Origin of the sequence: Methanoregula sp. (assembly GCF_035543475.1) — an archaeon.
Taxonomy (GTDB): domain Archaea; phylum Halobacteriota; class Methanomicrobia; order Methanomicrobiales; family Methanospirillaceae; genus Methanoregula.
This window is the reverse complement of record NZ_DATKKA010000004.1, coordinates 118172-144215: the sequence shown is the minus strand read 5'-3', so window position 1 is coordinate 144215 and position 26044 is coordinate 118172. Positions and strand designations below refer to the sequence as shown.

General features: G+C 57.1%; 31 protein-coding genes and 1 pseudogene. 4 read left to right on the top strand and 28 right to left on the bottom strand.

Annotated features, from left to right (window positions below; genetic code table 11):
* Positions 1-45 precede the first annotated feature (45 nt).
* The 8 genes and pseudogenes from VMS83_RS01155 to VMS83_RS01120 all read right to left on the bottom strand — a co-directional run bounded on the left by VMS83_RS01155 (position 46) and on the right by VMS83_RS01120 (position 5182).
* On the bottom strand, positions 46-1368 hold the full coding sequence (locus tag VMS83_RS01155) for a HAMP domain-containing sensor histidine kinase (protein WP_325409030.1): 1323 nt from the start codon (positions 1366-1368) through the stop codon (positions 46-48).
* A 21-nt stretch (positions 1369-1389) separates the two neighbouring features.
* Positions 1390-1554, bottom strand: a complete 165-nt coding sequence (locus VMS83_RS01150) for a hypothetical protein (protein ID WP_325409028.1) — start codon at positions 1552-1554, stop codon at positions 1390-1392.
* 389 nt (positions 1555-1943) lie between these two features.
* Entirely contained in the window at positions 1944-3656 is a 1713-nt protein-coding gene (locus VMS83_RS01145) for an AIPR family protein (RefSeq protein WP_325409026.1), read from the bottom strand.
* A gap of 138 nt (positions 3657-3794) precedes the next feature.
* A complete protein-coding gene (locus VMS83_RS01140) occupies positions 3795-3923 on the bottom strand; it encodes a hypothetical protein (protein ID WP_325409024.1) in 129 nt (42 codons plus the stop codon).
* Between the two features lie 3 nt (positions 3924-3926).
* Positions 3927-3977: pseudogene (locus tag VMS83_RS01135) on the bottom strand (4Fe-4S binding protein); the annotation flags it as partial.
* 12 nt (positions 3978-3989) lie between these two features.
* Entirely contained in the window at positions 3990-4316 is a 327-nt protein-coding gene (locus VMS83_RS01130) for a type II toxin-antitoxin system PemK/MazF family toxin (protein ID WP_325409022.1), read from the bottom strand.
* A 6-nt stretch (positions 4317-4322) separates the two neighbouring features.
* Positions 4323-4859, bottom strand: coding sequence for a hypothetical protein (locus VMS83_RS01125; RefSeq protein ID WP_325409020.1), 537 nt, complete (start codon positions 4857-4859; stop codon positions 4323-4325).
* The gene (locus VMS83_RS01120) at positions 4856-5182 is read right to left on the bottom strand and encodes a transcriptional regulator (protein WP_325409018.1); all 327 of its coding nucleotides are present in this window, start codon (positions 5180-5182) and stop codon (positions 4856-4858) included. Before VMS83_RS01120 ends, VMS83_RS01125 begins: the two co-directional genes overlap by 4 nt.
* Before the next feature lie 232 nt (positions 5183-5414).
* Here VMS83_RS01120 and VMS83_RS01115 point away from each other — a divergent pair, with 232 nt between their 5' ends.
* Positions 5415-5813 carry a pyridoxamine 5'-phosphate oxidase family protein gene (locus VMS83_RS01115; RefSeq protein WP_325409016.1) on the top strand — a complete coding sequence of 133 codons (399 nt, stop codon included), beginning with the start codon at positions 5415-5417 and terminating at the stop codon, positions 5811-5813.
* Positions 5814-5917: 104 nt separating this feature from the next.
* Here VMS83_RS01115 and VMS83_RS01110 read toward each other — a convergent pair whose 3' ends face one another.
* The 6 genes from VMS83_RS01110 to VMS83_RS01085 are packed head-to-tail and all read right to left on the bottom strand — an operon-like array spanning position 5918 to position 11013.
* Positions 5918-6319, bottom strand: coding sequence for a 4Fe-4S dicluster domain-containing protein (locus VMS83_RS01110; RefSeq protein WP_325409014.1), 402 nt, complete (start codon positions 6317-6319; stop codon positions 5918-5920).
* A 7-nt stretch (positions 6320-6326) separates the two neighbouring features.
* Complete coding sequence (locus tag VMS83_RS01105; protein ID WP_325409010.1) at positions 6327-7406, bottom strand: nickel-dependent hydrogenase large subunit; 1080 nt, start codon at positions 7404-7406, stop codon at positions 6327-6329.
* Positions 7391-7771 carry an NADH-quinone oxidoreductase subunit C gene (locus VMS83_RS01100; protein WP_325409008.1) on the bottom strand — a complete coding sequence of 127 codons (381 nt, stop codon included), beginning with the start codon at positions 7769-7771 and terminating at the stop codon, positions 7391-7393. The genes VMS83_RS01105 and VMS83_RS01100 overlap by 16 nt, the downstream gene beginning before the upstream one ends.
* Entirely contained in the window at positions 7772-8248 is a 477-nt protein-coding gene (locus tag VMS83_RS01095) for an NADH-quinone oxidoreductase subunit B family protein (protein WP_325409006.1), read from the bottom strand.
* 3 nt (positions 8249-8251) lie between these two features.
* Positions 8252-9109: a complex I subunit 1 family protein gene (locus tag VMS83_RS01090; protein WP_325409004.1), complete on the bottom strand. Its 858-nt coding sequence runs from the start codon at positions 9107-9109 to the stop codon at positions 8252-8254.
* A complete protein-coding gene (locus tag VMS83_RS01085; RefSeq protein ID WP_325409002.1) occupies positions 9106-11013 on the bottom strand; it encodes an NADH-quinone oxidoreductase subunit L in 1908 nt (635 codons plus the stop codon). The genes VMS83_RS01090 and VMS83_RS01085 overlap by 4 nt, the downstream gene beginning before the upstream one ends.
* A gap of 467 nt (positions 11014-11480) precedes the next feature.
* Between VMS83_RS01085 and VMS83_RS01080 the strand changes: the two genes are divergently transcribed.
* Positions 11481-13541, top strand: a complete 2061-nt coding sequence (locus tag VMS83_RS01080; protein WP_325409000.1) for a sodium-translocating pyrophosphatase — start codon at positions 11481-11483, stop codon at positions 13539-13541.
* A 20-nt stretch (positions 13542-13561) separates the two neighbouring features.
* Here VMS83_RS01080 and VMS83_RS01075 read toward each other — a convergent pair whose 3' ends face one another.
* The 7 genes from VMS83_RS01075 to VMS83_RS01045 form a co-directional block, all read right to left on the bottom strand.
* Complete coding sequence (locus VMS83_RS01075) at positions 13562-14005, bottom strand: HEAT repeat domain-containing protein (protein ID WP_325408998.1); 444 nt, start codon at positions 14003-14005, stop codon at positions 13562-13564.
* A 149-nt stretch (positions 14006-14154) separates the two neighbouring features.
* On the bottom strand, positions 14155-16374 hold the full coding sequence (locus VMS83_RS01070; RefSeq protein WP_325408996.1) for an adenosylcobalamin-dependent ribonucleoside-diphosphate reductase: 2220 nt from the start codon (positions 16372-16374) through the stop codon (positions 14155-14157).
* 75 nt (positions 16375-16449) lie between these two features.
* Positions 16450-16908, bottom strand: coding sequence for a fasciclin domain-containing protein (locus VMS83_RS01065; RefSeq protein WP_325408994.1), 459 nt, complete (start codon positions 16906-16908; stop codon positions 16450-16452).
* A complete protein-coding gene (locus VMS83_RS01060) occupies positions 16908-17087 on the bottom strand; it encodes a YHS domain-containing protein (RefSeq protein WP_325408992.1) in 180 nt (59 codons plus the stop codon). Before VMS83_RS01060 ends, VMS83_RS01065 begins: the two co-directional genes overlap by 1 nt.
* A gap of 87 nt (positions 17088-17174) precedes the next feature.
* A complete protein-coding gene (locus tag VMS83_RS01055; RefSeq protein WP_325408990.1) occupies positions 17175-17831 on the bottom strand; it encodes a flavodoxin family protein in 657 nt (218 codons plus the stop codon).
* A 67-nt stretch (positions 17832-17898) separates the two neighbouring features.
* Positions 17899-18111 carry a hypothetical protein gene (locus tag VMS83_RS01050; RefSeq protein ID WP_325408988.1) on the bottom strand — a complete coding sequence of 71 codons (213 nt, stop codon included), beginning with the start codon at positions 18109-18111 and terminating at the stop codon, positions 17899-17901.
* 1 nt (position 18112) lies between these two features.
* Complete coding sequence (locus tag VMS83_RS01045; RefSeq protein ID WP_325408986.1) at positions 18113-18931, bottom strand: nitroreductase family protein; 819 nt, start codon at positions 18929-18931, stop codon at positions 18113-18115.
* Between the two features lie 115 nt (positions 18932-19046).
* On the opposite strand from VMS83_RS01045, the gene VMS83_RS01040 reads away from it, so the two are divergent.
* Positions 19047-19760 (top strand): DNA alkylation repair protein, encoded by a 714-nt coding sequence (locus tag VMS83_RS01040; RefSeq protein ID WP_325408984.1) that lies wholly within the window; start codon positions 19047-19049, stop codon positions 19758-19760.
* 12 nt (positions 19761-19772) lie between these two features.
* Here the strand turns inward: VMS83_RS01040 and aqpZ are convergent, their stop codons facing one another.
* Positions 19773-20471, bottom strand: a complete 699-nt coding sequence (gene aqpZ / locus VMS83_RS01035) for an aquaporin Z (protein ID WP_325408982.1) — start codon at positions 20469-20471, stop codon at positions 19773-19775.
* 158 nt (positions 20472-20629) lie between these two features.
* Between aqpZ and VMS83_RS01030 the strand changes: the two genes are divergently transcribed.
* A complete protein-coding gene (locus VMS83_RS01030; RefSeq protein WP_325408980.1) occupies positions 20630-21949 on the top strand; it encodes a serpin family protein in 1320 nt (439 codons plus the stop codon).
* 38 nt (positions 21950-21987) lie between these two features.
* Here the strand turns inward: VMS83_RS01030 and VMS83_RS01025 are convergent, their stop codons facing one another.
* Genes VMS83_RS01025 through VMS83_RS01000 form a run of 6 tightly spaced genes read right to left on the bottom strand, consistent with a single transcriptional unit; the run spans position 21988 to position 26044 of the window.
* Positions 21988-22281: a hypothetical protein gene (locus VMS83_RS01025; RefSeq protein WP_325408978.1), complete on the bottom strand. Its 294-nt coding sequence runs from the start codon at positions 22279-22281 to the stop codon at positions 21988-21990.
* Positions 22282-22330: 49 nt separating this feature from the next.
* Complete coding sequence (locus VMS83_RS01020) at positions 22331-23011, bottom strand: epoxyqueuosine reductase (protein ID WP_325408976.1); 681 nt, start codon at positions 23009-23011, stop codon at positions 22331-22333.
* Between the two features lie 40 nt (positions 23012-23051).
* Positions 23052-23690 carry a pyridoxal 5'-phosphate synthase glutaminase subunit PdxT gene (gene pdxT / locus VMS83_RS01015; RefSeq protein WP_325408974.1) on the bottom strand — a complete coding sequence of 213 codons (639 nt, stop codon included), beginning with the start codon at positions 23688-23690 and terminating at the stop codon, positions 23052-23054.
* Positions 23641-24537, bottom strand: a complete 897-nt coding sequence (gene pdxS, locus VMS83_RS01010; RefSeq protein WP_325408972.1) for a pyridoxal 5'-phosphate synthase lyase subunit PdxS — start codon at positions 24535-24537, stop codon at positions 23641-23643. Before pdxS ends, pdxT begins: the two co-directional genes overlap by 50 nt.
* Positions 24534-25490 (bottom strand): adenosylcobinamide-phosphate synthase CbiB, encoded by a 957-nt coding sequence (gene cbiB / locus VMS83_RS01005; RefSeq protein ID WP_325408970.1) that lies wholly within the window; start codon positions 25488-25490, stop codon positions 24534-24536. Before cbiB ends, pdxS begins: the two co-directional genes overlap by 4 nt.
* Complete coding sequence (locus VMS83_RS01000) at positions 25472-26044, bottom strand: hypothetical protein (RefSeq protein ID WP_325408968.1); 573 nt, start codon at positions 26042-26044, stop codon at positions 25472-25474. The genes cbiB and VMS83_RS01000 overlap by 19 nt, the downstream gene beginning before the upstream one ends.

Here is a 26044-nt window from a genome sequence, read left to right as displayed (position 1 = left end):
CCCACGGAAAACCCGGAAAGGACCCGGAATACCTTTCTATCAATATCATGCGGGTCCAAACCGGTACTCTCCTTTGGGCACGTTCATTTCGAAACGTGCCCCTTTCCCCGGTTCCCCGTTCTCCGTAATGGTGATGCCGGTGATCGAAAGGATTTCGCGAGAGAGGAAGAGGCCCAGTCCGGTATGCTTCCCGAACCCCTGCTCGAACAAATGCGTTTTATCCTCCCTGATAATTCCGACACCATCATCCTCGCAGATAAGGACAAGCCCTTTGCCGGTCTCATGGGAGGAGATGGAAATCCTCGTCATGGCATCTCCGCCATGCCTGAGGGCATTTTCGATCAGGTTATAGAAGACCTTCTCGAACAAGGGATCTGCATAAATGGCGGGATCCGACCGGTCAACGTCCAACCGTACCTCCCGCATAGGCAGGGCCGCAGCAGCCCGCCGGATACATTCATTGACATTCTGCCAGACAGGCGCCGTTGTTCCCATATCCTCGTAGGCTTTTGAAAAATCGATCTGGAGCCCGATGGTTTCAGCAATACCCATCTCTTTTTCAAGGTATTCCGGGATTTTACCCCGATTTTCTTTTGAGAGTTCAAGATACTCGGAAAGGGCGATGAGCTGGTTCTTGATATCGTGCCGGGTGATTGAGGAGAGAATGGTGAGTTTCCTGTTTGCCCGAAAGAGTGCAGCCTCGCTTTCCCGGAGCTCGGTCTGGGTCCGGGCCATATTGAGTAACAGGAAGAAGACCGTGGCAACGATATCCATGAGGATAGTGACGATAAAGAAGACCGGGTTTAAGGGGTCCGGACCGGAGAGCGAGTGATCCCCGGGAGTGAGAATCGCGACAACGATGACGACGGTCCAGAGGAGCGCCATGACCAGAAGGGCCGCGGCAAAGCCGTACCGGAGCGACCGGGTCTCCGGTTCCCGGAACCGCAGTGCAAGTAGGGAGGTCGCCATAAAGCACGGGACGATGAGCACCCCGATGATCACGCCACGCACGACCACCGAATCGATACGGAACGTAAACCAGCACAGAATGAGGGCAGCCGGTACCAGGATACAGTACAGGATCCCGGGGAGAGCCTTCGACCGGAAATATCTCCCGGTACTGTCAAGCCGCATCATGACAGAGAGCACGAACAGGAGATTTGCCACCGTTGTGGAGAGGAAAACGGGCAGAGATACACCAAGAATGAAGAGGAAATACCCGCAGGATGCAACCAGCAGGGAAAGCATCCATGTCCGAAAGCCGTCGTAGGTCTTCTGGGACTTCCAGAAGGAAAAGAGCAGGAGCGTGAGAAATACGTTCACGAGAAAAAGGAGCAGGAAAAGAGTTCTGATATCGGGGGTCCACATGGTCTCACATTCTGCCCGGTGTTATCCCACCGGACAGTGCTCTCTTTTATATCCGGGAATATTTTCATTCTCATATAATGAATATTCGTAATCGATATTCCCGACTAACTCCTGCTCCTTCTTTCCTGCCAAAAAACGCAGTGGGGGGAGGGACCCCCTCTCTTCTTTTTTTAACCGGGTGTCCACCCACCTCTCCCTCAGGGCAGGTGAGGGGGTACCCCCTACCCCCCTGGCCCGGTCCGGCCCACAACCACATTCCCAAAACCGGAGCAACCGCATCACTCTCCGTCGGAGATTCCACGCGAACAACCCTTTATTTCCCGTGCAGAATCGGCTGGCATCCCGGATCCGGTGGAGGGGGGTGACCCCCACCCCCCTCCCCTTCTTTTTTTCAAGTGGGGGGTACCCTCCCCCTCATGTGGCTGAGCGGGCGGGGGGCAGGGCCCCACTGTTCTCCAGAATAAACACTTAGCCAAAAAATCCCAGGGTGGGGGCACATCAACTGCACGGACCGGAAAGGCCCGGATTCCCTAGGATCTATTATGGGGATAACCCCAACTTTTCAGTTGGGGATTTTAGAATGTTGAAATTGTAGATTCCACATTTTCGGTTAATGATAGTTTTCTGTAAATTTCTTTACATTTAGTTAAATTTTTGAAAAGTGGTTGAATAATTGCGTTGGGGAATGATCCTTCTACTTCATTTTTCATCCGTCTAAAATAATTTTGAACATGCGTTGAAATAATTTCATCAGTAATTACAGAGTCGAATGAAAAAGTCGGATCTTTTAAACGATCTGAGTCTATTGCATTGAAAATTAATGCAGATATCAACCGATTTCCATGAACGGCAATTTGGTAATCTCTACCTCCAAGTGTACGTTTTAAGTTATCAAAAGAAGCATCTATTTTCCTCTGCGTTTTAACGCAATTCCATACATAAATGCTAGGTGTTGACGGATTGAATAATTCTTTATATGGTGCTTTTGTAATATCTTCCCATAATTTACCGATCTCTCTTTTTAACTGCACAACCAAATTTACCCTTTTTGAAGCACAAGCTAGGGCAGTTGTTGCATCAATTAGATCTAGTACCCGTTCTCCCCGAGCAATTGATTCAGATCTCATTACCTGATATAAAATTCCTTCAACGGCTAACTCGATTTTTATTCTATCTTGAACTGGATCCAAAGTAACGAAATCCCTATTATCTATTTTATTTTGACGATTGTTTGTTTTTGTTACAGTCTCACCAAAAAATTCCGGTGCTCCTTCTTGAGAGATAATCCGAATAGGAATAAAGACAGAATCTAATGCAGCTGCCGGATTGCCTTCCCCATACTTTCCGATTGTTCCAACAGTTTGCGCACCATTTACTATAGTAAAGTTATCACATTGGAATGATCCAAAATCTGTAGTAGCTCCGCCATGCATCGTTTTTTGGTATTTTGTTACTAATGCAGTAATTCCATTATTGTAATACCAAAAGCAGGTCGGATTTCTTTCCATTGTATTTCGAATCTCTGCATTTACCTCAGTGTCTCCGAGAATATCACGAAGGTTATGGATAAATAAACGATTATGATATTTTTGCCATAAAGATACAATTTCGGCAGCGGCAACATGGCCATATACCGCCTTATAGGGCGTTTCCACTTTCCCCCACGATCTTAAAAAAATAGTTTCATTTATTGGATCTCCAGATAATCCACTTATTAAAAATTTGTACAACTTGTTTTGGTTAAGTATTTCAAGTCTAAGTAATTCGTCATTATCATTCATTTCGCTTAATAAATCATCTAAGGATCTTTTTGAAGGACTTGATAATTCTTGGATTCCTGTATAGGCTATAACCAAAACAAATTTTGATTGAGGATCATTAATTGCGTTTTGAAGTATCTCTTTTTTAGAGTTGATTTTATCATTAAATCTTTCAAAGGAAAGATCAAATAAATCTTTAACGCCTTCAACAAATTTTAAAATATCACCCAATTCTGGTTCGCCACTACCACTTTTGATCCATTTTGATTGAACGATGTATAAACTTCTCTCTCGTTCATCAAAAAAAATCGCATCAATCCCATGATCGCGGCCATCATCTGTAACTGAATCAACGGCATTCTGGGGTGCCGTTTGTGCTAAATTTTGAATTGCAAATGCGGACAATCCTCTTGTAAGAAAAAAGTTATCGTAGTTTTCACCTTGTTCCCGTATATCGGACATATCAAGAATATCCCGATATGTTTCGGTAATCCTAGCTTTAATCTGATTTACATTGATAATACTCATAAGGGATCATTATTTTACCACATTTATTAATCATTTGAAGCATTAATGGTAAAAAAAGTGAAATCAATATGTGGTCTTTTCGACATCAATATAAAAAATACAAAGTTTAAAAGATATTGTTTTATATTTCTTTAAAGATTATTCCTTTTTCTCAGCCGACTTAGTCCCATCCACCGGAGCCACCGGTTCCTTCTTCTTTGGCCCGGCCACCGGTGTCTTGTAGATTCCGCCATGAACGGTCATCGCGGCCGTGTACTGGGTGTCCATCGCAAGGCACTTGGTGGGGCAGACCTCCACGCAGCGGTTGCAGACAATGCAGCGGAGCCGGGAAAATCACTCCAACCCCATCAAATCCCGGATCAGTGCCACAATCGCAAGCCGGTGCTGCTCGCCGACCGTCCCGATCCGGTGCACGAACCGCTCCCGGTCGAGCGAGACAATCTGGAAAACAAGGGCGACACTCTCTACATCGAGACCGTTATGCGTATCCGGGGAGATCGGGAGGGTGTGGGAGAACCGGGCTGTGCTTGTGTTGCTCGTGAGCGGGACGACGAGGACAAGGCCGTTTGCTCCCCCGACAATAATGGCCGGCCGCTCGCCCCGCTGCTCGTGCCCTTTCGCATCGGAGAGATCCACGAGCCAGATATCCCCGTTCTTCATCGCGGCTCAGGCCTCAGGTTTTTTTAGCGATGCCCGCTGCCAGATCCCGGTCTCCTCTTTTAAGACTTCGAGATCCTGGGTTGTCGGCGTAAAGAGGAACTCCTTTGCCTTCGATACCCCGAGTGCTACCTGCGCCTCGGAATAGAACGGCTTGAGCCTTTTCACCTGCCGGACCGCTTCGAGCGGATCGCTTCCCTGCTGCAGGGTATAGTACCCGTACGTTGCCCCGACTTCAAGAGAAACGGGTTTGAGGCCGAAGATCCGGCCGAGTTCACCTGCCGTCTCCTTCTCCTGCGGGGTCAGCCGCGAGCGGGTCTCAAGCGCCGCGAACTCAGCGGGGAATGCGTACAGATCGTCGGTCAGGTCCGGGGAGTACGGGCCCCGGACATACAGGCTGCACGAATACCCGAGATCGATCCCCTTGAGCTCCAGCAGGCAGACCAGTTTCTGTGCAATGAGCCGGTCGTCGAACCGGGAAATGTCGAACGCAAAGCCCAGTTCCTTAAAGAAGGCTATTACTTTCTGGTATTTTTCCATCGTCATGCTCCGCAGCGGAGGAACCGGCACAGCCAGGCCTTTGTCCGCTTCCATTCGTCCTGTCCTTCGGGCGTGATCGTATAGAGTTCGAGTTCTTTTCCCTCGGACGTGATCTTCCCGGACGTGAGATAGCCCATATTTTTTAGCACATTGAGGTTCGCAAACAGCACGCCGTCGTTGATGTCGAGCGCCGCCTTGAGCTCGCGGTAGGTTGCCCCGTCCGGTCCGAGGGCTGACAGGCTCGCGAGCAGTTTGAAGCGAACCAGCGAGAAGACTTTCGCGTTGAGCCCTTCGGACTCGTTAAAGATCGAGAGGATGTCGTTTTCCATGGAGATGCCTCCCGTGTCTGGTGCATAGAGATCAGCGGCCCGGGATATTTACTTTGTTATTTACTTAAAGTTTAAAGTAAATGAATGCGGAGGTCGGGGCAGCAGTAATTCATTGGGGAAGATGTTCTTGAAGACATCACCTCAGGTATCCTCCGTTATCAGTAAGTTCCAATGGGACCACTGCCATCCTTAATACCCATGTCGAATAATAGCTAATTCGAGGAAGACACCCATGGTTGCACTGACAACGGAGATACGTGAGTCGCTCGCAGGAACAAGAACCCTATTTCTCGCGACCTCATCGCAGAACCGCGTGCCAAACGTCGTCCCGATCGGAGCCTTCAAGCTCCTCGACGATGAAACCCTGCTTGTATCGGACCAGTACTTCCACAAGACGCTGCAGAACCTAAAGGAGAACCCCGTGGTGGCTCTCTCCTGGTGGGGAGAGAAGGGCGGGTACCAGATCAAAGGACCGGTAACCCTCCACACCAATGACGAGATCTTCGTGCAGGACGTTAGGTGGATGAAAGAGGTCAGGCCTCATCTCACCCCGAAGTCTGCGGTCGTCATGAAGATCGCCGAGGCCTACCACGTAAAGCCCGGCGCCGATGCCGGGAAGAAGATCCTCTGAAACGAATGCAAGAGGTACAGCGGTCCGGATCTGAGGGTCCGGGCCGGTAATTTCCAGATTTTTTATACCCCGGAATCGACCGGGCGTTATGAAAAAAAGTATTCTTATTCCTTCTTCTCTGCCGGCTTTGCCGCTGCGTCCGGTGCCGGTTCCTTCTTCTTTGGCCCGGCCACCGGCACCTTGTAGATCCCGCCATGAACTGTCATTGCCGCCGTGTACTGGGTGTCCATCGCAAGGCACTTGGTGGGGCAGACCTCCACGCAGCAGTTGCAGACAATGCAGCGGAGCCGGTCGATCTGCCAGGTCTTCTCCTTGACTTCCACGCAGATGGCCTGCGTCGGGCACTTGCGCTGGCAGGAACGGCAGGTGATGCAGCCGTCCGGGTTGATGGTCACGTGCCCCCGGGTGAGGGCGGTCTTCTTCGCCGGCTTTGCCGGGTACATCAGGGTTGCCGGGCGGGAGAAGAGACTCTTTATGACGGTTTTTGTCATCTCGAAGTACGTCATGGCCACTTCACCTCTCCGAGCAGCCCACGCAGGGATCGATCGAGAGCACGATCATGGGCACATCCGCGAGTTCGCAGCCCTTGAGGAGGGTGACGAGCGGCGGGATGTTCGTAAACGTCGGTGTCCGCACCCGGTGCCGGACAAGGTTGCGCTTGCCGTTCCCCTTGATGTAGTGCACCACCTCGCCCCTCGGCTGCTCCGCACGGGCGAAGTACTCGCCATCGGGAGCGCCGGTCACCTTGACCTCGACCGGTCCCTCGGGCATCTTCCTGACGCACTGCTCGATGATATCCACCGAGGTGAAGAGCTCCTTTGCCCGTACTGCACACCTCGCGTAGCAGTCGCCGTCGTGTTCCACGACCGGCCTGAAGTTGATCTTCCCGTAGGCCGCGTAGCCGGTCTGGCGCAGGTCGATCGAAATCCCGCTCCCCCGGGCCGTGGGGCCGACCGCGCCCATCGTGTAGGCATCGCCCTTCTGGAGGATGCCGACCCCCCTGAGCCGGTGGCTGACGGAAGCATCCTTCAGGAACACGTCCGTAAGGTCACGGAACGCAGGCTCCATCGCCTTGAGTCCCTTTACCATCTCGTCGAGTTTCTCCGGCGAAATATCCCGCCGGACGCCGCCGACCTTGCAGACGCCCTGGATCACCCGGCCGCCGGTGGTCGCCTCCATGTCATCGAGGATGTGCTCGCGGAGTTTCCACGCGTTCATGAACAGGTTCTCAAAACCCATCCCGTCCGCAAAAAGCCCCAGCCAGAGGAGGTGGGAGTGCAGCCTCGAGTATTCCGACCAGATGGTCCGGAGGTACTGCGCACGTTCGGGCACCTCGATCTTCATGATGTGCTCGACGCAGTCCGCGTACGTATTGCTATGGATGTAGCTGCAGATCCCGCAGATCCGTTCGGCCACGTAGATATACTCGGGATACTCGCGCTTCTCCACGAGTTTCTCCAGGCCACGATGCACGTACCCGATGGACGGGATCGCGTCCACCACCCGCTCGTCCTCCAGGACAAGGTCGAGGTGGATCGGCTCCGGCAGCACCGGGTGCTGGGGCCCGAACGGCACGGTTATTTGTTTTGACATGGGTCGCCTTCCTTGGTGACGGTAACCGTAAATGGAGTTTTGATCGTCGTCCGGTAGAAATGCCCGCCAAAGTCGACATTCATCCCCTTTACCGTGATGCCGTACAGGTCATGGATCTCGTTCTCGTACACAAACGCCCCGAAGAACACGCCGCTCACGCTGGGAATGACCGTGTCCTGCCGGACCGTGATGCGCAGGTTGGTAAGCACGAAGTCCTTGTCGAACACGTAGTTGATCTCGAAGTCGTCGCCCACCTGGGTGCAGCCGATCTGCACGAGCCGGCAGCCGTCCTTCTTCAACTGGTCGGTCCGGGCCACGAGCTCATCGATACTGATCGGGATGGTGGTCTGCTGGTCAAGTACCATTTATGCACCTCCTGCGGGTTTCTCCGCGGCCACAGCGGGAGCCGGTGTACCGGTAGCCATCGCGGCCTTCTTTGCTTCAAGGATCCCGAGCGCTTTCACGATCCCGTCGATGATGGACTCGGGCCGTGCCGCACAGCCGGGCACGTACACGTCCACCGGGATGACCATATCGATCCCGCCGGCCACGTTGTAGCACTCCCGGAAGATCCCTCCCGAGGTGGCGCAGATCCCGATTGCCACGACTACTTTCGGGTCCGGCATCTGGTCGTAGATATTTTTAATCACGTACCTGTTCTGCTCGTTCACCGAGCCTGTCACCACAAAGATATCCGCGTGCTTGGGGTTGCCCGTGTTGAGGATCCCGAAGCGCTCCACATCGTACATGGGGGTGAGGCAGGCCAGGATCTCGATATCGCAGCCATTGCAGCTCGATGCGTCGTAGTGGATGATCCACGGGGATTTTTGTAAGTATGCCATGGTTTAGGCCCTCCCGATGAGGTAGAGCGCTGCTATGTTAAGCGCCCCAAGGACAAGGGCGATCGCCCACGAGCTCTTCACCGCAAGCTGCCACTTCACCCTCGCGTTGGTGTTGTCGATGACCAGTTCGAGCAGGTACACGATGATGATTGCGATAAGGGCAATGATCCAGCTCGCTGCAAAGAAGAGGAAGACAAAGGCGAGCATCAGCACCACCTCGTACCAGTGCGCCAGCTCGATAAAGCCGAGGTTGGGGCCCGAGAACTCGGTGGTCACGCCTTTGACAATCTCCTGGTGGGCGTGATGGGAGGTCGAGATATCGAAGGGCGACTTGCGCAGCTTGAAGGTCAGGATGTAGATAAAGCCCAGGAAAACCCCCGGCAGGAGGAGGATGAGGAGCGTCGGGAATCCCGCGACATCAGCCACGTTGAAGGATTTTGTGGCCACATACATCCCGACCGCTGCAAGGAGGAGCATGGGCTCGTAGGCCATGATCTGGATCAGCTCCCGTTCCGCGCCAACATGGCTGTACGGGGAGTTTGCCGCGTAGGCTCCAAGGACCAGGAATACCTCGGCGAGGGTGAGCGCAAAGACCACGAGGAGCAGGTTCCCACCTGCAAAGAAGAGCGCTCCGGCAAAGATGGCAAAGACAAAGTAGCTCAGCACGTAGAAGCGCTGGGTCTCGTTCACCATCGCGCCCTCCTTCTCGAAAAGCTTGCCCACATCGTAGAACGGCTGGAAGAGGGAAGGACCTACCCGGCCCTGCATGTGGGCGGTGATCTTCCGGTCAATACCGGCGATCAGGCCGCCGACAGCAGGCGCGAGCAGGATGAAGGCAACGGCCCAGGTAAGGGAGATCACAGGAACGCACCTCCTCCGGTCACCGCGGCAGCAAACATGATCACGATGAGGATCGAGCAGAGGCAGACCCCGGTCGTGGCAAGCTTTGCCTCACCAAACCACGGGCTGACATAGTAATTGGCAAGTTTCATCTCAGTGCGTGCCCCGAGCGCATTCTGGAAATGCATGTCACGTGCCGTCTCTACCCCGCCCATGTAGGGCGGGAGGATCCGTTGCTTTCGGTGGGGAAGCAGGATACTCAGGGGTAAGAGGACGATCAAAAACAGCATCATGATCATGATGATGATGTTGTCCTGCGCAAGCTGGGCCGTGCTGCCGTAGTTTGCAAGCAGGAACGGCTCGATCAGCGTTGCGGAGATGAGCGGGAAGATGAAACAGGTGACCACCGTGAGCCCGGCAAGCGAGACGAGCGCAATCCATTCATTCCTGTCCACCAGGCCTTCGACATTCTCCGCATCCGGCGTGATCACAAGCAGTTTTCCCATCCATTTCGCCCAGAAAAAGAGCGTCAGTGCGCTCCCGAAGACCAGGATCACGACAAATACAAGGCCGAACGGTGCGTCAATGAAGGCCTGGATTGCCGCCCACTTGGAGATCAGCATCCCAAACGGTGCAAGGAACATCCCGGCAATCCCGATCACCATGATTGCGGCGATCCGGGGCATCCGGACAATGAGCCCGTTCATGTCCTCGATCTCCCGGCTCCGGATCCGGTGCTCGACGGTCCCGACCGAGAGGAACATGAGAGACTTGGAGATGGCGTGGAAGATGATCAGCAGGATCGCCGCCCAGATCGCCTCGTACGTCCCGATGCCGGCGCAGGCCGTTACCAGGCCAAGGTTTGCGATCGTGGAATAGGCGAGCACCCGTTTTGCATTGGATTGGGAGATCGCCATTCCCGAGGCGATCAGGAAGGTAAAAGCGCCGACAAACGCGAGGGTGTAGCCGATGGTGGTTCCCTGGAATGCGGGAGCGAACCGGACCAGGATGTAGACACCGGCCTTGACCATCGTGCTCGAATGGAGCAGGGCCGAGACCGGCGTGGGAGCCACCATCGCCCCGACAAGCCACGAGGAGAACGGCATCTGGGCCGCCTTCGTGAGGCCGGCAAACCCGACGAGTGCCGCCGGGATGAGCACAAGCGCTTTGCCTGAGACCAGTACCTGGTCAAGGCCGAGCATCCCCGCCGGCTGGTAGGTGAGGTAGACAATAGCCCCGGCAAATGCAATCCCGCCCAGCAGGTTCATCCACAGGGCAGTGAACGCGTTTTTCGTCGCCTCCTCGGTCTTTGTGAAACCGATGAGGAGGAAGGAACAGAGCGTGGTCACTTCCCAGAAGAAGAAGACCCAGATCAGGCTGTTGGAGAAGACCAGCCCGAACATCGCGGAGAGGAAGACAAAGATGATGATAAAAAACGTATTGGTCCGGTCGGGGATCCCGGTATGGTGCTGGTAAAAATGCCGCATGTACCCGAGGGAATAAACGCAGATCAGGCTCCCGATGATCCCGATGATGAGCGCCATGATGATCGAGAACTGGTCGAGGAAGAGAGGAGTCTTTACCGCGATCGCGGGAGTGGCGGCGGTTTCAAACCAGAGGATCAGCGCCGTCTCGACAAGCGTCAGGGCGATGACCAGGTAATTGCGGAACCGTACCGCAAACCAGAGGATGATGACCGAGATCACCATCTCGAGCACAAACATCAGCAGGTTGACCGGCTCCGCATCGAACCCGAAGTACAGGGTCCCCTTGTCAAACTGGGTGACGAGAAGAAGGACCGTCACCGCCCCAAGCGCTAGTGCGGAGAGTTTTACAATCCAGCCCCGCTCCACATCCCGGCGCACCGCGAGCATGAAGAGTGCCGAGATCAGGGGGAACAGGATAAGAAAGAGAAGGAACTGCACGCTATATCCACCCGCAGGAATATGGGAATTTTTCATTATTAATCGTATTGAATTCGTCACGAAGTGCCGGCCGGGGCAAAAGCGTAAAAAGTGCCTTCCCGGATCGTCCGTGAGGCAGTACGCATCCGGACCCGTCAGTGCAATGATGGCGGCAGAGCCGTCCGCCATCCCTCCAGCGCCGGAACAATGATGATAAATGTTTAATGTAACAAAAATGCAGTAATACTGTCCTGATGGCGGGTGGCCGGCGTGGCAGGGACAAACCAGCTGTCCCACAAGACATGGCACCATCCTGAAGGGGAATCAGACTCACGGGCACGACCGTTTGCGTCCTGCCCCTGGGAATCGTCAAACCTGATGTGTTATGGCCCGACGATCAGACCGGCTGTTCTGGAGAAGCGGTGAGCGGTATATCCGTATCGCGGTCCGGAGATCCGGGTTCCGTAACATGACAGGGAGGTCAGGGAATGATCGAAACAGCATTACTTGTTGTCATTGTGATATGTGTCATCGCACTGGCCCTCGCTGCGCTCCTGGCGCGTAACCTCCTCTCACAGGATGAGGGGACACCCAAGATGCGCGAGGTCTCCGATGCGATCAAGGTGGGTGCGGAAGCATTCATCAAGCGCCAGTACTCGACTATCGCTATCATCGCCATCGTGCTTGCCATAGTGATCTTTGCCGTCTATTCCTTCACCGGGCAGCAGTCGCTTGCAGTGTACACGGCATTTGCGTATATCGTCGGTGCCACGTGCAGTGCAGTGGCCGGTATCGTCGCAATGTCGATTGCCGTCAGAACGAACATCCGCACGGCTGCGGCAGCCCAGCACAGCGACGGAAAGGCACTCGACTTCTCGTTCCGCGGCGGGGCCGTCTCCGGCCTGATCATCACGGCAATGTCACTCCTCGGGGTCTCCCTCACGTACATCGCGCTCGGTGCAGACCCGCAGACTACCCCCTTCGTCATCATCGGGTTTGGTTTCGGTGCCTCGTTTGTGGCACTCTTCGCCCAGCTCGGCGGCGGTATCTACACGAAAGCCGCTGATGTCGGCGCAGACCTTGTCGGCAAGGTCGAAGCCGGTATCCCTGAAGACGATGTAAGAAACCCGGCCACGATCGCCGACCTCGTCGGTGACAATGTCGGGGACTGTGCCGGCCGTGGCGCTGACCTCTTCGAGTCCACTGCCGCCGAGAACATCGGTGCCATGATCCTCGGTGTTGCGCTCTTCCCGATCTTCGGTGTCAACGGCATCCTCTTCCCCATCGTCATGTGTGCCCTGGGTCTCCTCGCAAGCATGATCGGGATCCTCTCGGTCAAGGGCAAGGACGGGGCCGACCCGATGGACGCCATGAACCGGGGATATTATATCACGGCGATCATCTCCGCGGTCTTCCTCTTCTTCGGGGTCCAGTGGCTCCTCGGGGCAGCAGCCGGGTGGATATACTTCTTCTATGCAGGTCTCGTCGGTATTGCACTCTCCGTGTGTTTCCTCCGGGTCACCCTGTTCTACACCGACCACCACTACCGCCCGGTAAAGGAGATCGCTGACGCCTCTGAAACAGGAGCGGCAACAAACATCATCACCGGGTTCTCGGTCGGTCTCGAAACCACCGCAGTTCCCGCAATCCTCATCGGCCTCTCCCTCATCATCTCCTACTGGTGCGGTACCATGAGTGGTATCCCGAACGGCGGCCTCTACGGCACTGCCGTTGCAACCGTGGGTATGCTGATGGTCTGTGCGTACGTTCTCGCCATGGACACCTTCGGACCTATCGCCGACAATGCCGGTGGTATCGTCGAGATGAGCCAGGCACCCGAGGAAGTCAGAAAGCGCATGGACAAGCTCGATGCCGCCGGTAACACCACCAAGGCACTCACCAAGGGGTACGCCATCGGCAGTGCATCCCTCGCTGTCTTCCTGCTCTTCAACGCGTACATGGCCGACATTGCCAAGCTGACCAGCAAGGCATTCGATGTCGTCAACCTTGCAGACGTCCATGTCTTTGTCGGGGCACTCCTCGGTGCAATGCTCGTCTTCCTCTTTGCGAGTTTCGCCATCCGCGCCGTTTCCAAGACCGCACAGTCGGTCATCGAAGCAGTCCGCATCCAGTTCAAGAACCCGGCCATCATGGCAGGTACCCAGAAACCTGACTACGCAGCCGTTATCGATATCACGACCCAGGGTGCGCTCAGAAACATGGTTATCCCCGGCGTCCTCGTGATCGGGTTCCCGATCTTCATCGGGATCACCATGAAATACCAGGCCCTCGCCGGCTTCCTCATGGTCGCGACCATCACCGGCATTCTCCTTGCCCTGATCCTCAACAACAGTGGTGGGGCATGGGACAATGCCAAGAAATTTATTGAGACCGGTGCCCACGGCGGCAAGGGCAGCGAAGCCCACAAGGCAGCCGTCATCGGGGATACACTCGGCGATCCGTTCAAGGACACGGCAGGCCCGTCGCTCCACGTGCTCATCAAGCTCCTGGCGACGCTGACGCTCGTGCTTGCCCCGCTCTTTATCTGAAAATAACCCCGCATATTTTTTTAAAAGTTTCCCGGACCCGGCAGGGGACCCTCCGCGGCACCGGGATTTCTCTCCGGAACGCCCTGTAGTTCCTGCTGTGCCTTCTTCTGGTGCGCAAGTGCCTCCTCGGCGATGAACCGGATCATGCACCCCCCGCAGGCATCGGACCCGCCAAACACCGAAAAATCCCTGCCCGGGTACAGCATCGAGAGCGATCGCCGGGAGATGGTCCGCAGGTCGGTGTCAGCATCCACCGCCAGGGGCTTGAGGTAGCGGGCCGCACCGGGATCGCCCAGAGACCCGAGCATGGCGGCCGCCTTGATCCGCACCCATTTGTTCTCGGCATCGAGGCCGCTCACCAGGTACGCAAACAGGGGCCCGCGGAAGAGCTGCAATGCAGCCTCATCCTTATCCTGGTACGTGCCCCATGCCATTCCCCCGGACCGTGCTTCCTTCTCCTCCATGATACAATCCTCTCCTGGTTCTGATGATTCTGTGTGGCCGGAGGCGCGTTTTTAATATTTGCAGGCACGGTCTGCATGGCAGTACCGGGTGGCAGAAGAGCCGGCGTTCGTTTGCGGGAAAGAAATGCTCAAAAAAAGAATGACCGGGATCAGCTGCACCCGGACCAGCCGCAGTGTTTGCAGATCCCCTGGTTGCAGCCCTCGCCGAAATCAAGCGGGTTATGGCACTCGGGGCAGAGGCGCTGCTCGCCGGTCTTTTTGATGTTCCAGTTGCTCAACGTGGCAATGCTCTGGTTCTTTGCCGAGAGCTCGATGCACCGCCCGACAACATCGGCACAGGAGTGCCCTTCGGAGGTGGGGTTCTTGATCGCGGAGATACAGTTCACTTTTGCGAACTGCTTGACAAACTTGGCATAGGGAACCCCGTTCTGGAGCCCGGTGCTGATGGCCCGGCCAAGGGCGCTGCTGTTCGCGTCGCACCCGCCGCTCCCTACGGTCCGGATAAAGACCTCCATAGGGTTCCCGTCATGCAGGTTGACGGTGACATACAGCCGGCAGCACCCGGACTGGCAGAGGTAGGTCCGCCCGGCAAGCTCCTTGGGGCGGTCGATGGAAAGGCTGGGGATCTTCTCCGGCACCACCCGCATGGCCGACACGGCCGTGGCCGGTTCCGCGGCCGGGGCGGCAGGGCTCTTGTCCTTGAGGGCGAGCACCACATCCTCCCGGCTCCCGGTCCGGTAGATGGTGATGCCCTTGAGGCCGAGCTTCCAGGCCATCAGAAGCGCCTCTTCACAGTCCGCCTTTGTCGCCGATCCCGGCATGTTGATGGTCTTGCTGATGGATGCGTGGACGTGCTTCTGGAAGCTGGCCTGCATCAGGATATGGTCGCGCCACGGGATGTCAAGGGCAGTCTTGAAGAGCGAGCGGAACGACTGCGGCAGCCAGGTAAGATCCTGGACCGTGCCGGTCTCGTGGACATGCGCGATCACCTCGTCCGCCTTCTTCGCCCGCTCATCGCCGGCATAGCCCATGCCCGAAAGGGTGCGGACGAGTGCCTCTTTAAAGACCGGGTTGACAATCACGAAGGTCTTGCCCACCGTATTCTTCCGGGTATAGGCAAACGAGAAGATCGGCTCGATCCCGCTCGAACACCCGGCAAGGAGCGAGATCGTTCCTGTAGGGGCCACCGTGGTCATGGCGGCATTCCGGACGGTAAAATCCTTCCAGATGCTGCCTTTCCATGCCGGGAAGGTCCCCTTTGCCTCGGCCAGGCGGTGGGATTCGTCCACGGCGGTTTCGGTCACGATCTTCATGACCTTCTCACACCATGACCGTCCCTCGGGCGAATCGTAGGCAAGGCCCAGCATGAGCATCGCGTCGTGGACGCCCATAACCCCGAGGCCGATCTTCCGCGTCCGTGTGGTCGCATCGCCGATCTGGAGGATGGGGAAGACATTCTTATCGATCACGTGATCGAGGAAACGGGTCGCCATCCGGGCGGTCTCCCGCAGGAGGGCATCGTCGAGGGCCCCATCCTTCACGCAGGCGGCAAGGTTGATGCTTCCCAGCACGCAGCTCTCGTAGGGGAGAAGCGGCTGCTCCCCGCAGGGGTTCGTGGTATCGATCTCGCCGAGCTGGGGCGTCGGGTTGTGGCGGTTGATCTCGTCGTAGAAGAGGATGCCGGGCTCACCGTTCTTCCAGATCCCCTCCACGATCCCGTTCCAGATCGCCCCGACCGTGACTTTCTCCCCCGAGCCCTCGCGGGTGAGCCAGAGCGTGTCGAAATGCTTTGTTGCAACCAGCTCCATGAACCTGTCGTTCATCATCACGGAGATGTTGAAGTTCGAGAAGTCCCCCTCTTTTTTCTTTGCCGCGATAAACGCAAGGATGTCCGGATGCCAGACGTTGAGGATCCCCATGTTGGCCCCGCGCCGGCGCCCGCCCTGCTTGATCACATCGGTGGCCGCGTTGAAGACCCGCATGAACGAGATGGGACCCGAGGCCACGCCGTCCGTGGACTGGACGGGAGAGCCTTCCGGCCGGATGTGCGAGAAGTTGTAGCCGGTCCCCCCGCCGGTCTTGTGGATGATCGCCCCTTCCTTCATCGCGTCAAAGATCCCGTCGATCGTGTCCGGGACCGGCAGCGTGAAGCAGGCGGAGAGCTGCCCGATCTCGGTCCCCGCGTTCATAAGCGTGGGGGAGTTGGGCAGGAAACGCAGCGAGATCATCGCCTCGTAAAAACGGGCGCGTTCGGTCTCATCGTCTGCCAGGGCCGAGGCAACGCGGCGGCAGATATCGGTAAAATCCTTCTCCCCTTTCCGCAGGTAGCGGGCCGAGAGGATGCTGTCGACGACGGATGGTGGGTTCATGGCAGGACCTGTGCTGGTTGTTATGGAGATTTAAAAAGGACTATTCAACGGATGAAATATTGCTCATGGAATGAGTTATAGATTGTTGTCCGTTCGGCCGGGATGTCCCGGGCTGACCGGGATCACCACGCGGCTGATACCGAGGATAACGCCGTTGGTGCAGGCAATATCCGGGATAGTCACGGCAGCGCCGCCGAAAAGGACCTTCCCGTCTTTTTCGGTGATCTCAACCGTGATGCCGAGGCGCGTCTTGGGGAAATTCAGCTTCTTGATCGTGTTGCAGGGAAGGTTTCCAAAGAGAATATGGTACTGGAGTACACGGAACAGCTCCCCCCGGGGATCGACCATGAGCGCGGCAAGGGTTGCCGGGGGCAGCTGCCGGAAGGCTTCATCGGTCGGGGCGCAGACCGTATACGGCCCCTTCCCGGCAAGTACCGCGTCCAGGCCGGTGGCCCGGAGAGCCTGCGTCATGATCGAGAACCTGCTGTCGGCCGCAAGGATCTCTGAAATAATTGCAGGGGCGGGACCCGGCATCAGCAGGACACCGAATCAATGTTCATGTCGGGAACAATGCGGCTGTATCTCTTCGGGTTCGCATCGAACTGCTTCTTGCAGTACTCGCAGCAGAAGTAATAGTCCGCATTCCTGTACGTGCTTTTGAATTTGGCATCATCTTCATCCACTACCATGTAACAGACCGGATCGGTGGCCATGAATGTTCCTCCCTTTTGGTATCTCACGATCTTGATTATCGGCCAGATAAAGGTGTGGTATTTACACCGGGACGGGAGATCGTTGCCTTATCCCGGCAGCCCTTTTGCGAGCCTCCTGCCCATCTCGAACGCTTTTTTGCACTCCTCCGGGAAGACCTCACGGCGCCTGCGGGCCTTTGCCTCCGGGTCAAACCCTGAGGAAACATATTTCGAATAATCCTCGAACTGCAGGGTATCGGTTACCATGAACCATGCAGAGGGGCCGAAGATCCGTTCCAGCAGCATTGCGGTCAGCCGGAACTGCGCTTCGTAGGCCATGTCTTTTACCCGGGCTTCATCTGCACCCATCGTGTAGATTACCCCGGAAGGCATCTTTTTCGGAAAGAGGGAGGATCGCGCCGCATCGTAGACGAGGTACGGGAAGACCAGCCGTTCCAGGAACGACCGCATCTCGCCGGTCGCTGTTCCGACATAGATCGGCGAACCGAGGATGAGGGCATCGGCGTTCCGGATCCGTTCAAGGACCGGGGTCAGGTCGTCCTGTACAGCGCATTTCCCGTAGCTCTTCCCGCCCACAAGCTTGCAGGAGAAGCAGCTGGTACATCCCTTGTAGTCCAGATCGTAGAGGTGCACGATCTCTGTCTGTGCCCCGGCCGATGCCGCCCCTTCGAGGGCGTGTCCGAGCAGCGTTGCGGTATTCCACGTCTTGCGTGGGCTTCCGTTGATAGCAATAACCTGTGTCATGGTTCACCGTTTTTGTCAGGGGTTGAAGGATTCCCGGTATCCGTTCTATCCGGCCGTTTCGGATCCTTCAGGATTCCTGTGCCTTCTTCATTGTCTTGATCAGCCAGGCCATGTTTTTTGCGGCATCCCGGGCGCGGCTGATGCCTTCCTCATCCTTATTGACATCCCCGACCTCTCTTCCCACGCCAAGGACAGGGAATCCCGGGACCACCATGCCCCCGGCGAGAAGGAAGTGGAGCATGGTGTCGATCGTGCGGGAGCCCCCGGACCGCAAGGGCATCCTACCGCCATTCCACCTGCACCGGGTTCCGGCGCGGGATACCATGGGTCTTGTACTGCGGGTGGCCGAACATCAGGGCGTACGCATAGTTCCGTCCCTCCGGGAGGGCAAGCGCCTCCTGCAGGGGTTTGTACGTGGCCGCCGCCATCGAGAGGAAACCTGCCCAGCAGGTCCCGACGCCTAATGCAGGCGCAGCGATATCGAAATAGGTGAGAGCGATCAGGGCATCAACCGTGGCGACCGGGTTGCCCTCCGGGATATGGGCGATCACAAGGTGGGGCGCCCCGCGGCAGACCGGGTCAGCACCGGCCTCCCAGGCAGCGACCAGCGTAGGGATATACCCGCTCATGGGGTGGCTGCTGCCCTGAAGCGTCTTCATCCAGTCAATGGTAAGACCGGCCAGCCTGCGGACCTCCGCGGGATTGTGCACGATCAGCCACTGGACCGGCTGGCCGTTCCCACCGGAAGCGGCATACCGGGCGATGTCAAGAATACCAAGAATGGTCTCCCGGGCAACGGGTTCCCGGGTGAAATGCCGGACGGACCGGCGCTTCTTCAGGTACACCCCGAGATCTTCGGGAGAGATCGTCCCTGCACCGGACGAAAGGGGGGCTTTCTCGTCCGGCAGGTAATTCAGCAGCAGCGCCTGCGACGGACAGGAGACCTCGCAATGCCCACACCGGATACACATGCCGGCCCGTGCATCCTTCACCTTTGGCAGGGAATTCTCATCCGCCGGGTCGATGATCGAGACCGGGCAGACGACTGAACAGATCCCGCACCGGGTGCAGAGATCCTGGTTGACAAGGAGAGTGGCCATTCCATTTCCGTCCGTTCTGTGTACTGATATCCTACAGGATATCGTCTTTTCCCGGTATCTATACCTTCATGCTGCCTGCCATATCCCTTATCCCCCGGTCTTTCCTATCTCTTTCATGGACCCGGTGATCGTACGTATCCGGCAGGAGCTCGATAGTCTCGCGGATGAAAAGACCCGCATTACGTCGCAGCGGTTCTTCAAGGAGGAGATCTCCTGCTACGGGATCAAGACCCCGGTCGTCACAGCGCTCGCAAAGAAGTACTGGAAGGAGATCAAACACTGGGAGAAAAGGGAGATCTTTGCCCTCTGCGAAGAGCTGTACCGCTCGGGAAAGATCGAGGAGAGCTTCGTTGTCTCCACCTGGGCGTACGCCCTCGCCGACCGTTTTGATAAAAAGGATCTCGCCATTTTCCAGCGCTGGATCGATACCTACATCACCAACTGGGCCTCCTGTGACGGGTTCTGCAACCATGCAATGGGAGAGTTCTTCGAGCGCTACCCCGAGTGCATGGAGGAACTCCATACCTGGGCACGGTCTGAGAACCGCTGGATGCGCCGGGCAGCGGCGGTCTGCCTGATCGTCCCGGCAAAGCACGGGAAGTTCCTTCCCGAAGCCATCGGGATTGCAAAACTCCTCCTCAACGACAGTGATGACATGGTGCAGAAAGGCTATGGCTGGCTCTTAAAGGAGGCAAGCCGGAAACACACCCGGGAAGTCTTCGATTTTGTCGTGCAGAACAGAAAGGTCATGCCCCGGACGGCACTCCGCTATGCGATCGAGCTGATGCCAAAGGATCTCAAAGTTGAGGCCATGAAAAAAGAGGGGTAATAAAGACTATTATCAGGCAGCACCGGTCTTTGCTTCGAACAGGTACCGCCAGACCGCTGCAGCCACCAGTGCCCCAATTACCGGGGCGAGGATAAACATCCAGAGCTGGGAAAGCGCCGTCCCGCCGGCCACCAGAGCCGGGCCCAGGCTCCGGGCTGGATTGACCGAGGTACCGGTGATGGGAATACAAACGATATGGATCATGGCAAGGGCAAGGCCGATCGCGAGACCGGCAAACCCGGCCGGGGCGGCCCTGCTCGTCGAGCCAAAGACCACCATAATGAAGATAAACGTGAAGACCACTTCTGCGATAAAGCCCGAAAGAAGGGAGAAACCGCCCGGAGAGGCTACCCCGTAGCCGTTCTGGCCGAGACCGTTGACCGCAAGATCGTAGCCCGGAAGCCCGGTCATGATGCCAAGGAGTAAAAGCGATGCGATAATCGCCCCGATACACTGTGCAACAATGTAGAGGGCCGCATCCTTTGAGCCGATTTTTTTGTCGGCGAGCATAGCTACGGTGATGGCGGGGTTGATATGGCAGCCCGAGATCGATCCGATCGTATAAACCATCACCAGGACCGAGATCCCGAATGCGAGCGCTATTCCGAGAAAACCGACAGATTTCCCGGCAACAACGGCACTTCCGGTGCCCACAAAAACCAGCACGAAGGTGCCAAGCAGTTCGGCAAGATACTTTTTGGAATCGCACATACCCGATATCTCCCGGTACCCGGGGTACCGACAAAAAGAGTGTCGCCGGGACGGTATAGATATATCGGTTGCCTGGAATATTACCCCGGCGCGGGATTGCTGCGAAAAAAACCGCAGTTAACGCCAGATTTAATGGAGCGGCCTTCCCACGCTCCAGCATGAAACACCGCACCCTCTGCCTTATTGCCCTTGCCTCTGCCTTTGTAGTTCTCATCGTGCTTGCGGCAGGATGCACCGGCACTTCTCCGGCGCAGGCTGGAGAGAGAACCCCATCACCGACCGTAACTGCTGCCCCGTCCGGGGCGGGTTCTGCCGGGACAGCAGACAACAGCGTTACCGACGCGAACAACCGGTTTTCGGCAAGTCTGTACCGGCAGCTTGCAGCCGGAGATACGACCGGCAACATCTTTTTCTCACCGTTTTCCATCTCATCAGCACTCGCCATAACGTATGAGGGAGCGCGCGGGACAACCGCCGATGAGATCCGATCCGTGTTCTCCTTCCCGGCAAACCAGACCGCCATGCGGGAGGGATATGCCGCAGAGAATGCAGCGATCAATGCCGGGAATGAAGGATACACCTTGAGCACGGCAAATGCCCTCTGGGCGGAAAAGACCTTTGCCTTCCTCCCCGAGTACACCGCCACAGCAGAGCAGTACTATGGGGCAAATACATCTAATCTGGACTTTGTCAACCAGCCTGACGCATCCCGCCAGACCATCAATACCTGGGTGGCTGAAAAGACCAATAACAAGATCCAGGATCTCCTGCCTGCAGGGAGTGTCAGTTCCATGACCCGGCTGGTGATCACCAACGCCGTCTATTTCAAGGGCACGTGGGAAAAGCAGTTCGATGCGAACCAGACCACCGATGCCCCGTTTTCCATCCCTGGTGGTTCACAGGTCACGGTAAAAATGATGCAGCAGACCGGTAAGGACGCCGTCTACCCGTACGCGGAGACCGCGGATCTGCAGATGCTCTCCCTGCCCTACACGGCACAAAACGGGCAGGGGCTCTCCATGGTGATCCTCCTCCCCAAAGACAATAACACCACTGTGGCGGTCCCGTACCTTGACCCGGCCAACCTCTCGGCACTGGAGCAGTCGGCAGTCCCGCAGCAGGTCAAGGTGTACATCCCGAAGTTCAAAGTCGAGACGCAGTACTCCCTGCCCGCAACGCTTTCCGCGATGGGGATGCCTACGGCTTTTACCAATAATGCGGACTTCTCCGGAATGGACGGGGCAAAGGATCTGTACATCAGCGATATCGTCCACAAGGCCTACATCGAGACAAATGAGGAAGGAACCGAGGCTGCTGCGGCAACAGGTGTTGTGGTAAACGTGATGGCGGTGGCTCCCGGGTATGAACAGCCGGTCCCCGTCTTCCGCGCCGACCACCCGTTCCTCTTCCTGATCCAGGACAATAATACCGGTACCGTCCTTTTTACCGGCCGGATTACCAACCCGTCCAGCACATAATAGCCCAAAGACCGGCAATCGGGAGGGGCACGGCTCCCCTATTTTTCCCTTCCGGTGTGCATATCCCGCTCCCTGAAGGTGACGACCCGCGCCCCTTCATCTTCATACACTATGACCCTCCCTTTGAGCCCGTTCAGCCTGCACGGCGTGATCAGGTTGCCGGTCATGATATGGATCACCGGCTCTGTCCCCGGATCCGGTGTATCCCCGGGCCGCGGTTCCCAGGCAAGGACAAAATCGTCGCGGTTCTCGATTGCGGCAGAGAGCAGGGCCACCATTTCTTGCACCGGTAATGACGGTGGCATGATCCGCCCCTGGCCTTTTTTTGCCATATACACGAACATACCGCACCCGGGGCAGATAAGGATAGCACAAAAAAAGTTACAGCGGGCAGACCCGGAGGCACATGCCGCACCGCAGGCCACCCAGCGTCGAGAACATATAATCCCGGCAGAGGTGCGGCTGAATCGTCCCGTCTGCCGACAGTGCCTGGACCGGGCAGACCTTCACACATTTCTGGCAGGAGGCACACTCAGGCCGGACAAAGGATTTACCCGAGGGGCGGTCTGGCTCGATCGTCGCATCGGTGAGGATCGCGGTCATTCGGATCCGGGGGCCGGTCTCCCGGGTGATGAGCAGCTGGTTGAGACCGTACTCACCAAGCCCGGCAAGCCATGCAGCATACTTGAGCGAGAGATCAGCCCTGAGCGTCTCTTTGTTGGTATACCAGGTCCCAAATTCGCTTCCCTCCGAAGGGACAAGCATGGCACGGTAACCCTGTTTCTCCAGCTCGCGCACCAGAGCAAACCCCATCACCCGCAGGGTTGCCGTACCCGCCATCAGGGTATTGGTGTACTCGGCCCGGCCTCTCGGGAGGGGTTCGACACAGCCTTTGGGGATGATCACCCCGAGCACAATGACGGATCGTATCCAGGGCGCAAAATCCTGCGGCCGGTTCCCCGTATATTCGGGAGTGTTGAATCCTTCGGGATTGGCAACCCCGACAAAATCGGCACCAAGTTTGCTGGCCATCTCTTTGAGATGCGAGCTCTCCGGGATCATACCGGAACATGTTGCCCGAGAAAATAATGAATGTATGAGATCAGATCCCCAGGTTCCGCAAAAACCGTTCATGGAGCCGGAGATCTCCACCGAGCTCCGGGTGGAAGGCGAGGGCCATGTGCCGGCCCTTCTCCACCGCAACGATACCCTGATCGAGAGCCGCAAGCACCCGTACGCCGGATCCGGCAGATGTTACTACCGGGGCCCGGATAAAAATCGCGTGGAAGGGGCCTCCATTAAGCCCGGCAACCGGGATGTCGGCCTCGAACGACTCCCTCTGACGGCCAAACGCGTTCCGGTCCACGGTCATGTCCATAAGCCCGAGGGTATGGACCCGGGGATCGGCTACATGGGTCGCCATCAGCACCATGCCGGCACAGGTGGCAAAAATCCCACCGGGGAATGTCCGGATCGGTTCATAGAGGCCGTTCTTGTCGATCAGCCGGGATATGGTCGTGGACTCCCCGCCCGGAATCGCAAGCGCTGCGCAACCGGAAAGATCAGCCGGGCTCCTGACTTCGATCACCGAAGATGCCTCGCCGCAGCCCCGCTGGCGGAATACCGCAGCAAACGCATCGATATGTTCGCTCACGTTTCCCTGAAGCGCAAGCACACCAACGGTGACGGACTTACCGCCCACGGGTCTGCAACACCTCGTCGGACCTGAGGGTATGGACATCCAGGCCCGGCATCGCATCGCCAAGGCCCCTGCTCACCCGTGCGATCACTTGGGCATCGTTGTAGTGGTTGACCGCTTCTACAATGGCCTTTGCCATCATCTCGGGGTTCGAGGACTTGAAGATCCCGGACCCGACAAAGACTCCATCAGCTCCGAGCTGCATCATCATCGCGGCATCCGAGGGGGTGGCAATACCGCCGGCAGAGAAGTTCACAACCGGGAGACGGCCGCGCTGTGCGCACTCCATGACCAGTTCGGCGGGAGCCTCGATGGACCGGGCATAGCTGATCCGCTCCTGCTCGTCCATTCCCTGCACCTTGCGGATCTCTCCCATGATCGCCCGCATGTGCCTGACCGCTTCAACAACATTTCCTGTCCCGGCCTCGCCCTTAGTCCGGATCATCGCGGCACCCTCGTTCACCCGGCGCAGCGCCTCGCCCAGGTTCCGCGCCCCGCAGACAAACGGGACCTTGAACCGTTTCTTGTCGATATGGTATTCCTCATCGGCAGGTGTCAGGACTTCGCTCTCATCGATCATATCAACGCCAAGCACTTCGAGCACCTGTGCTTCGACAAAGTGGCCGATCCGGACCTTACCCATCACCGGGATCGAGACCGCTTCGATGATCTCCGTGACCTTCTCGGGATCGGCCATACGGGCTACGCCACCCTGTTTCCGGATATCCGACGGCACCCGTTCCAGCGACATGACTGCGACGGCCCCGGCTGCCTCGGCAATCCTTGCCTGCTCGGCATTGACGACATCCATGATCACGCCCCCCTTCTGCATGGATGCAAAGCCGCGCTTGAGGAGCTCGGTGCCAAATCTCAGTTCTTCCAGTTTCATATGCCAGTACTATGGATCAGCCATGCCAATAAAATAAGTGTGCCGGCAGCAGTTGCCGCAAACGCCACGGTCACTGCCCTGACCGCACGGATGATCGCCGGCCCGCCCTCCTCAAGGGACCGTTCGCCATCCCCCATCGTATAGACGCCCGGCTTCTCAAACCGGATCCCGCACCCCCCGGCCATGGCGGCCATCACGATCCCCCCATTGAAGCCCGGGCGTTTCCTCCCGTCCCGGCGCATCACGTTCCAGGCACGGCCCGCGGTACCGGTGGTGACAAAGTAGGCAAGCAGAAAAAGGGCCGTAATCCGGGCCGGGATGTAGTTGAGGATATCGTCCATCCGGGCCGAACACCAGCCGAGCCGGGCCCGTTCGTCCCGGTACCCGAGCATTGCGTCCATGGTGTTTGCTGCACGGAAGGCAGCAGCCCCGGCAAGCCCGAGTCCGGCCGGGGCAAGAAGCGCGAAATAAAAAAGAGGCGATACGATGCTGTCGGTCAGGTTCTCGGTCACAGATTCGTACGCGGCCGACCGGATATGCTCGGGACTGAGGCGTGCAGTTTCCCGGGAGACCATCAGTTTCACCTGTTCACGACCCGCATCCGCCCCTCGTTCAAGAGCAGCGATCACACCCAGCGCATGCTCTTCAAGCGACCGCCAGGCAAAACAGCATTTCAGCAGGAACGGTGCCCCGATCAAAAAGACCAGCCACGGGGCATAGTTCCCGAAGAGGAGGAAGGGAAGGGTGAAGATGACAACGGTGGCCAGCCAGAAGATCGTTCCAGCTGCACGCTGGAGCCAGGAGGGGTACAATGTGGGTCGTCCCCACCACCCGATAAACCGGCCCAGCAGGGCAACCGGGTGGTAAGGTGATTGCGGATCGCTGATCGCCCGGTCGACCACAAGCGCAAGGACGAGGACTGCGCTGGCGAGGATCAGGTCTGACGGTACCATACGTACAATGCGCCGACAATAAGTGTGATGAATGCGGCGAGATTAAAGATCTCAATCCGGGTATAATACCACGTGCAATAGAGAGCAAGGCCGATTGCCATCGCCACCATCAGGAGGTGGGGTCGCCCGTGGGCCTCGGGTTGGACCGGGGCCTCTTTTTCCATGAGTTCCTCGCGGGAGGGCCGGACGATAACCTCTACCCGCAGGGTTGCCTTCATTGCGCCGTAGCCGGCAATGATATCGATATCGAAAAATCCGGGGGAGCACTCCTTACGGAGCGGCACGCCCAGCACCACCTCGTCGATCACGTACATGTTCTCGTGGAAAAAGTCGGTAAACATGCCGGCATTGGACGTCGTGGCCGTAATATGGATCGGAGCGCCCCGGTTCCGGAACCGGATCTTCAGGATCCCCCCGCACTCGACCAGTGCATTCCCGCGGGGCAGATCGATGGTGTTGATACCTGTGCGGTTAAGGAGGATCTCGGTCGTTATCCCCTCTGCTTCCGGCTCCTCCGCGGCCGCAAGAATCCCGAAAGGCAGAGTGGGGAGCAT

Excerpts from the sequence above, each read along its gene's own strand:
- VMS83_RS01140 (WP_325409024.1), bottom strand. The coding sequence starts at position 3,923 with ATGGACACCCAGTACACGGCCGCGATGACCGTTCATGGCGGAATCTAC.
- VMS83_RS01025 (WP_325408978.1), bottom strand. The coding sequence starts at position 22,281 with ATGGCAAAAAAAGGCCAGGGGCGGATCATGCCACCGTCATTACCGGTG.
- VMS83_RS01030 (WP_325408980.1), top strand. The coding sequence starts at position 20,630 with ATGAAACACCGCACCCTCTGCCTTATTGCCCTTGCCTCTGCCTTTGTA.
- VMS83_RS01070 (WP_325408996.1), bottom strand. The coding sequence starts at position 16,374 with ATGAACCCACCATCCGTCGTCGACAGCATCCTCTCGGCCCGCTACCTG.
- aqpZ (WP_325408982.1), bottom strand. The coding sequence starts at position 20,471 with ATGTGCGATTCCAAAAAGTATCTTGCCGAACTGCTTGGCACCTTCGTG.
- VMS83_RS01045 (WP_325408986.1), bottom strand. The coding sequence starts at position 18,931 with ATGGCCACTCTCCTTGTCAACCAGGATCTCTGCACCCGGTGCGGGATC.
- VMS83_RS01055 (WP_325408990.1), bottom strand. The coding sequence starts at position 17,831 with ATGACACAGGTTATTGCTATCAACGGAAGCCCACGCAAGACGTGGAAT.
- VMS83_RS01125 (WP_325409020.1), bottom strand. The coding sequence starts at position 4,859 with ATGACGATGGAAAAATACCAGAAAGTAATAGCCTTCTTTAAGGAACTG.
- VMS83_RS01155 (WP_325409030.1), bottom strand. The coding sequence starts at position 1,368 with ATGTGGACCCCCGATATCAGAACTCTTTTCCTGCTCCTTTTTCTCGTG.
- VMS83_RS01110 (WP_325409014.1), bottom strand. The coding sequence starts at position 6,319 with ATGACGTACTTCGAGATGACAAAAACCGTCATAAAGAGTCTCTTCTCC.
- VMS83_RS01130 (WP_325409022.1), bottom strand. The coding sequence starts at position 4,316 with ATGAAGAACGGGGATATCTGGCTCGTGGATCTCTCCGATGCGAAAGGG.
- VMS83_RS01050 (WP_325408988.1), bottom strand. The coding sequence starts at position 18,111 with ATGCCCTTGCGGTCCGGGGGCTCCCGCACGATCGACACCATGCTCCAC.
- VMS83_RS01120 (WP_325409018.1), bottom strand. The coding sequence starts at position 5,182 with ATGGAAAACGACATCCTCTCGATCTTTAACGAGTCCGAAGGGCTCAAC.
- VMS83_RS01060 (WP_325408992.1), bottom strand. The coding sequence starts at position 17,087 with ATGGCCACCGATCCGGTCTGTTACATGGTAGTGGATGAAGATGATGCC.
- VMS83_RS01065 (WP_325408994.1), bottom strand. The coding sequence starts at position 16,908 with ATGCCGGGTCCCGCCCCTGCAATTATTTCAGAGATCCTTGCGGCCGAC.
- pdxS (WP_325408972.1), bottom strand. The coding sequence starts at position 24,537 with ATGAAACTGGAAGAACTGAGATTTGGCACCGAGCTCCTCAAGCGCGGC.
- VMS83_RS01040 (WP_325408984.1), top strand. The coding sequence starts at position 19,047 with ATGGACCCGGTGATCGTACGTATCCGGCAGGAGCTCGATAGTCTCGCG.
- VMS83_RS01020 (WP_325408976.1), bottom strand. The coding sequence starts at position 23,011 with ATGATCCCGGAGAGCTCGCATCTCAAAGAGATGGCCAGCAAACTTGGT.
- VMS83_RS01000 (WP_325408968.1), bottom strand. The coding sequence starts at position 26,044 with ATGCTCCCCACTCTGCCTTTCGGGATTCTTGCGGCCGCGGAGGAGCCG.
- pdxT (WP_325408974.1), bottom strand. The coding sequence starts at position 23,690 with ATGTCCATACCCTCAGGTCCGACGAGGTGTTGCAGACCCGTGGGCGGT.
- VMS83_RS01145 (WP_325409026.1), bottom strand. The coding sequence starts at position 3,656 with ATGAGTATTATCAATGTAAATCAGATTAAAGCTAGGATTACCGAAACA.
- VMS83_RS01100 (WP_325409008.1), bottom strand. The coding sequence starts at position 7,771 with ATGGTACTTGACCAGCAGACCACCATCCCGATCAGTATCGATGAGCTC.
- VMS83_RS01095 (WP_325409006.1), bottom strand. The coding sequence starts at position 8,248 with ATGGCATACTTACAAAAATCCCCGTGGATCATCCACTACGACGCATCG.
- VMS83_RS01075 (WP_325408998.1), bottom strand. The coding sequence starts at position 14,005 with ATGGAGGAGAAGGAAGCACGGTCCGGGGGAATGGCATGGGGCACGTAC.
- VMS83_RS01080 (WP_325409000.1), top strand. The coding sequence starts at position 11,481 with ATGATCGAAACAGCATTACTTGTTGTCATTGTGATATGTGTCATCGCA.
- VMS83_RS01105 (WP_325409010.1), bottom strand. The coding sequence starts at position 7,406 with ATGTCAAAACAAATAACCGTGCCGTTCGGGCCCCAGCACCCGGTGCTG.
- cbiB (WP_325408970.1), bottom strand. The coding sequence starts at position 25,490 with ATGGTACCGTCAGACCTGATCCTCGCCAGCGCAGTCCTCGTCCTTGCG.
- VMS83_RS01115 (WP_325409016.1), top strand. The coding sequence starts at position 5,415 with ATGGTTGCACTGACAACGGAGATACGTGAGTCGCTCGCAGGAACAAGA.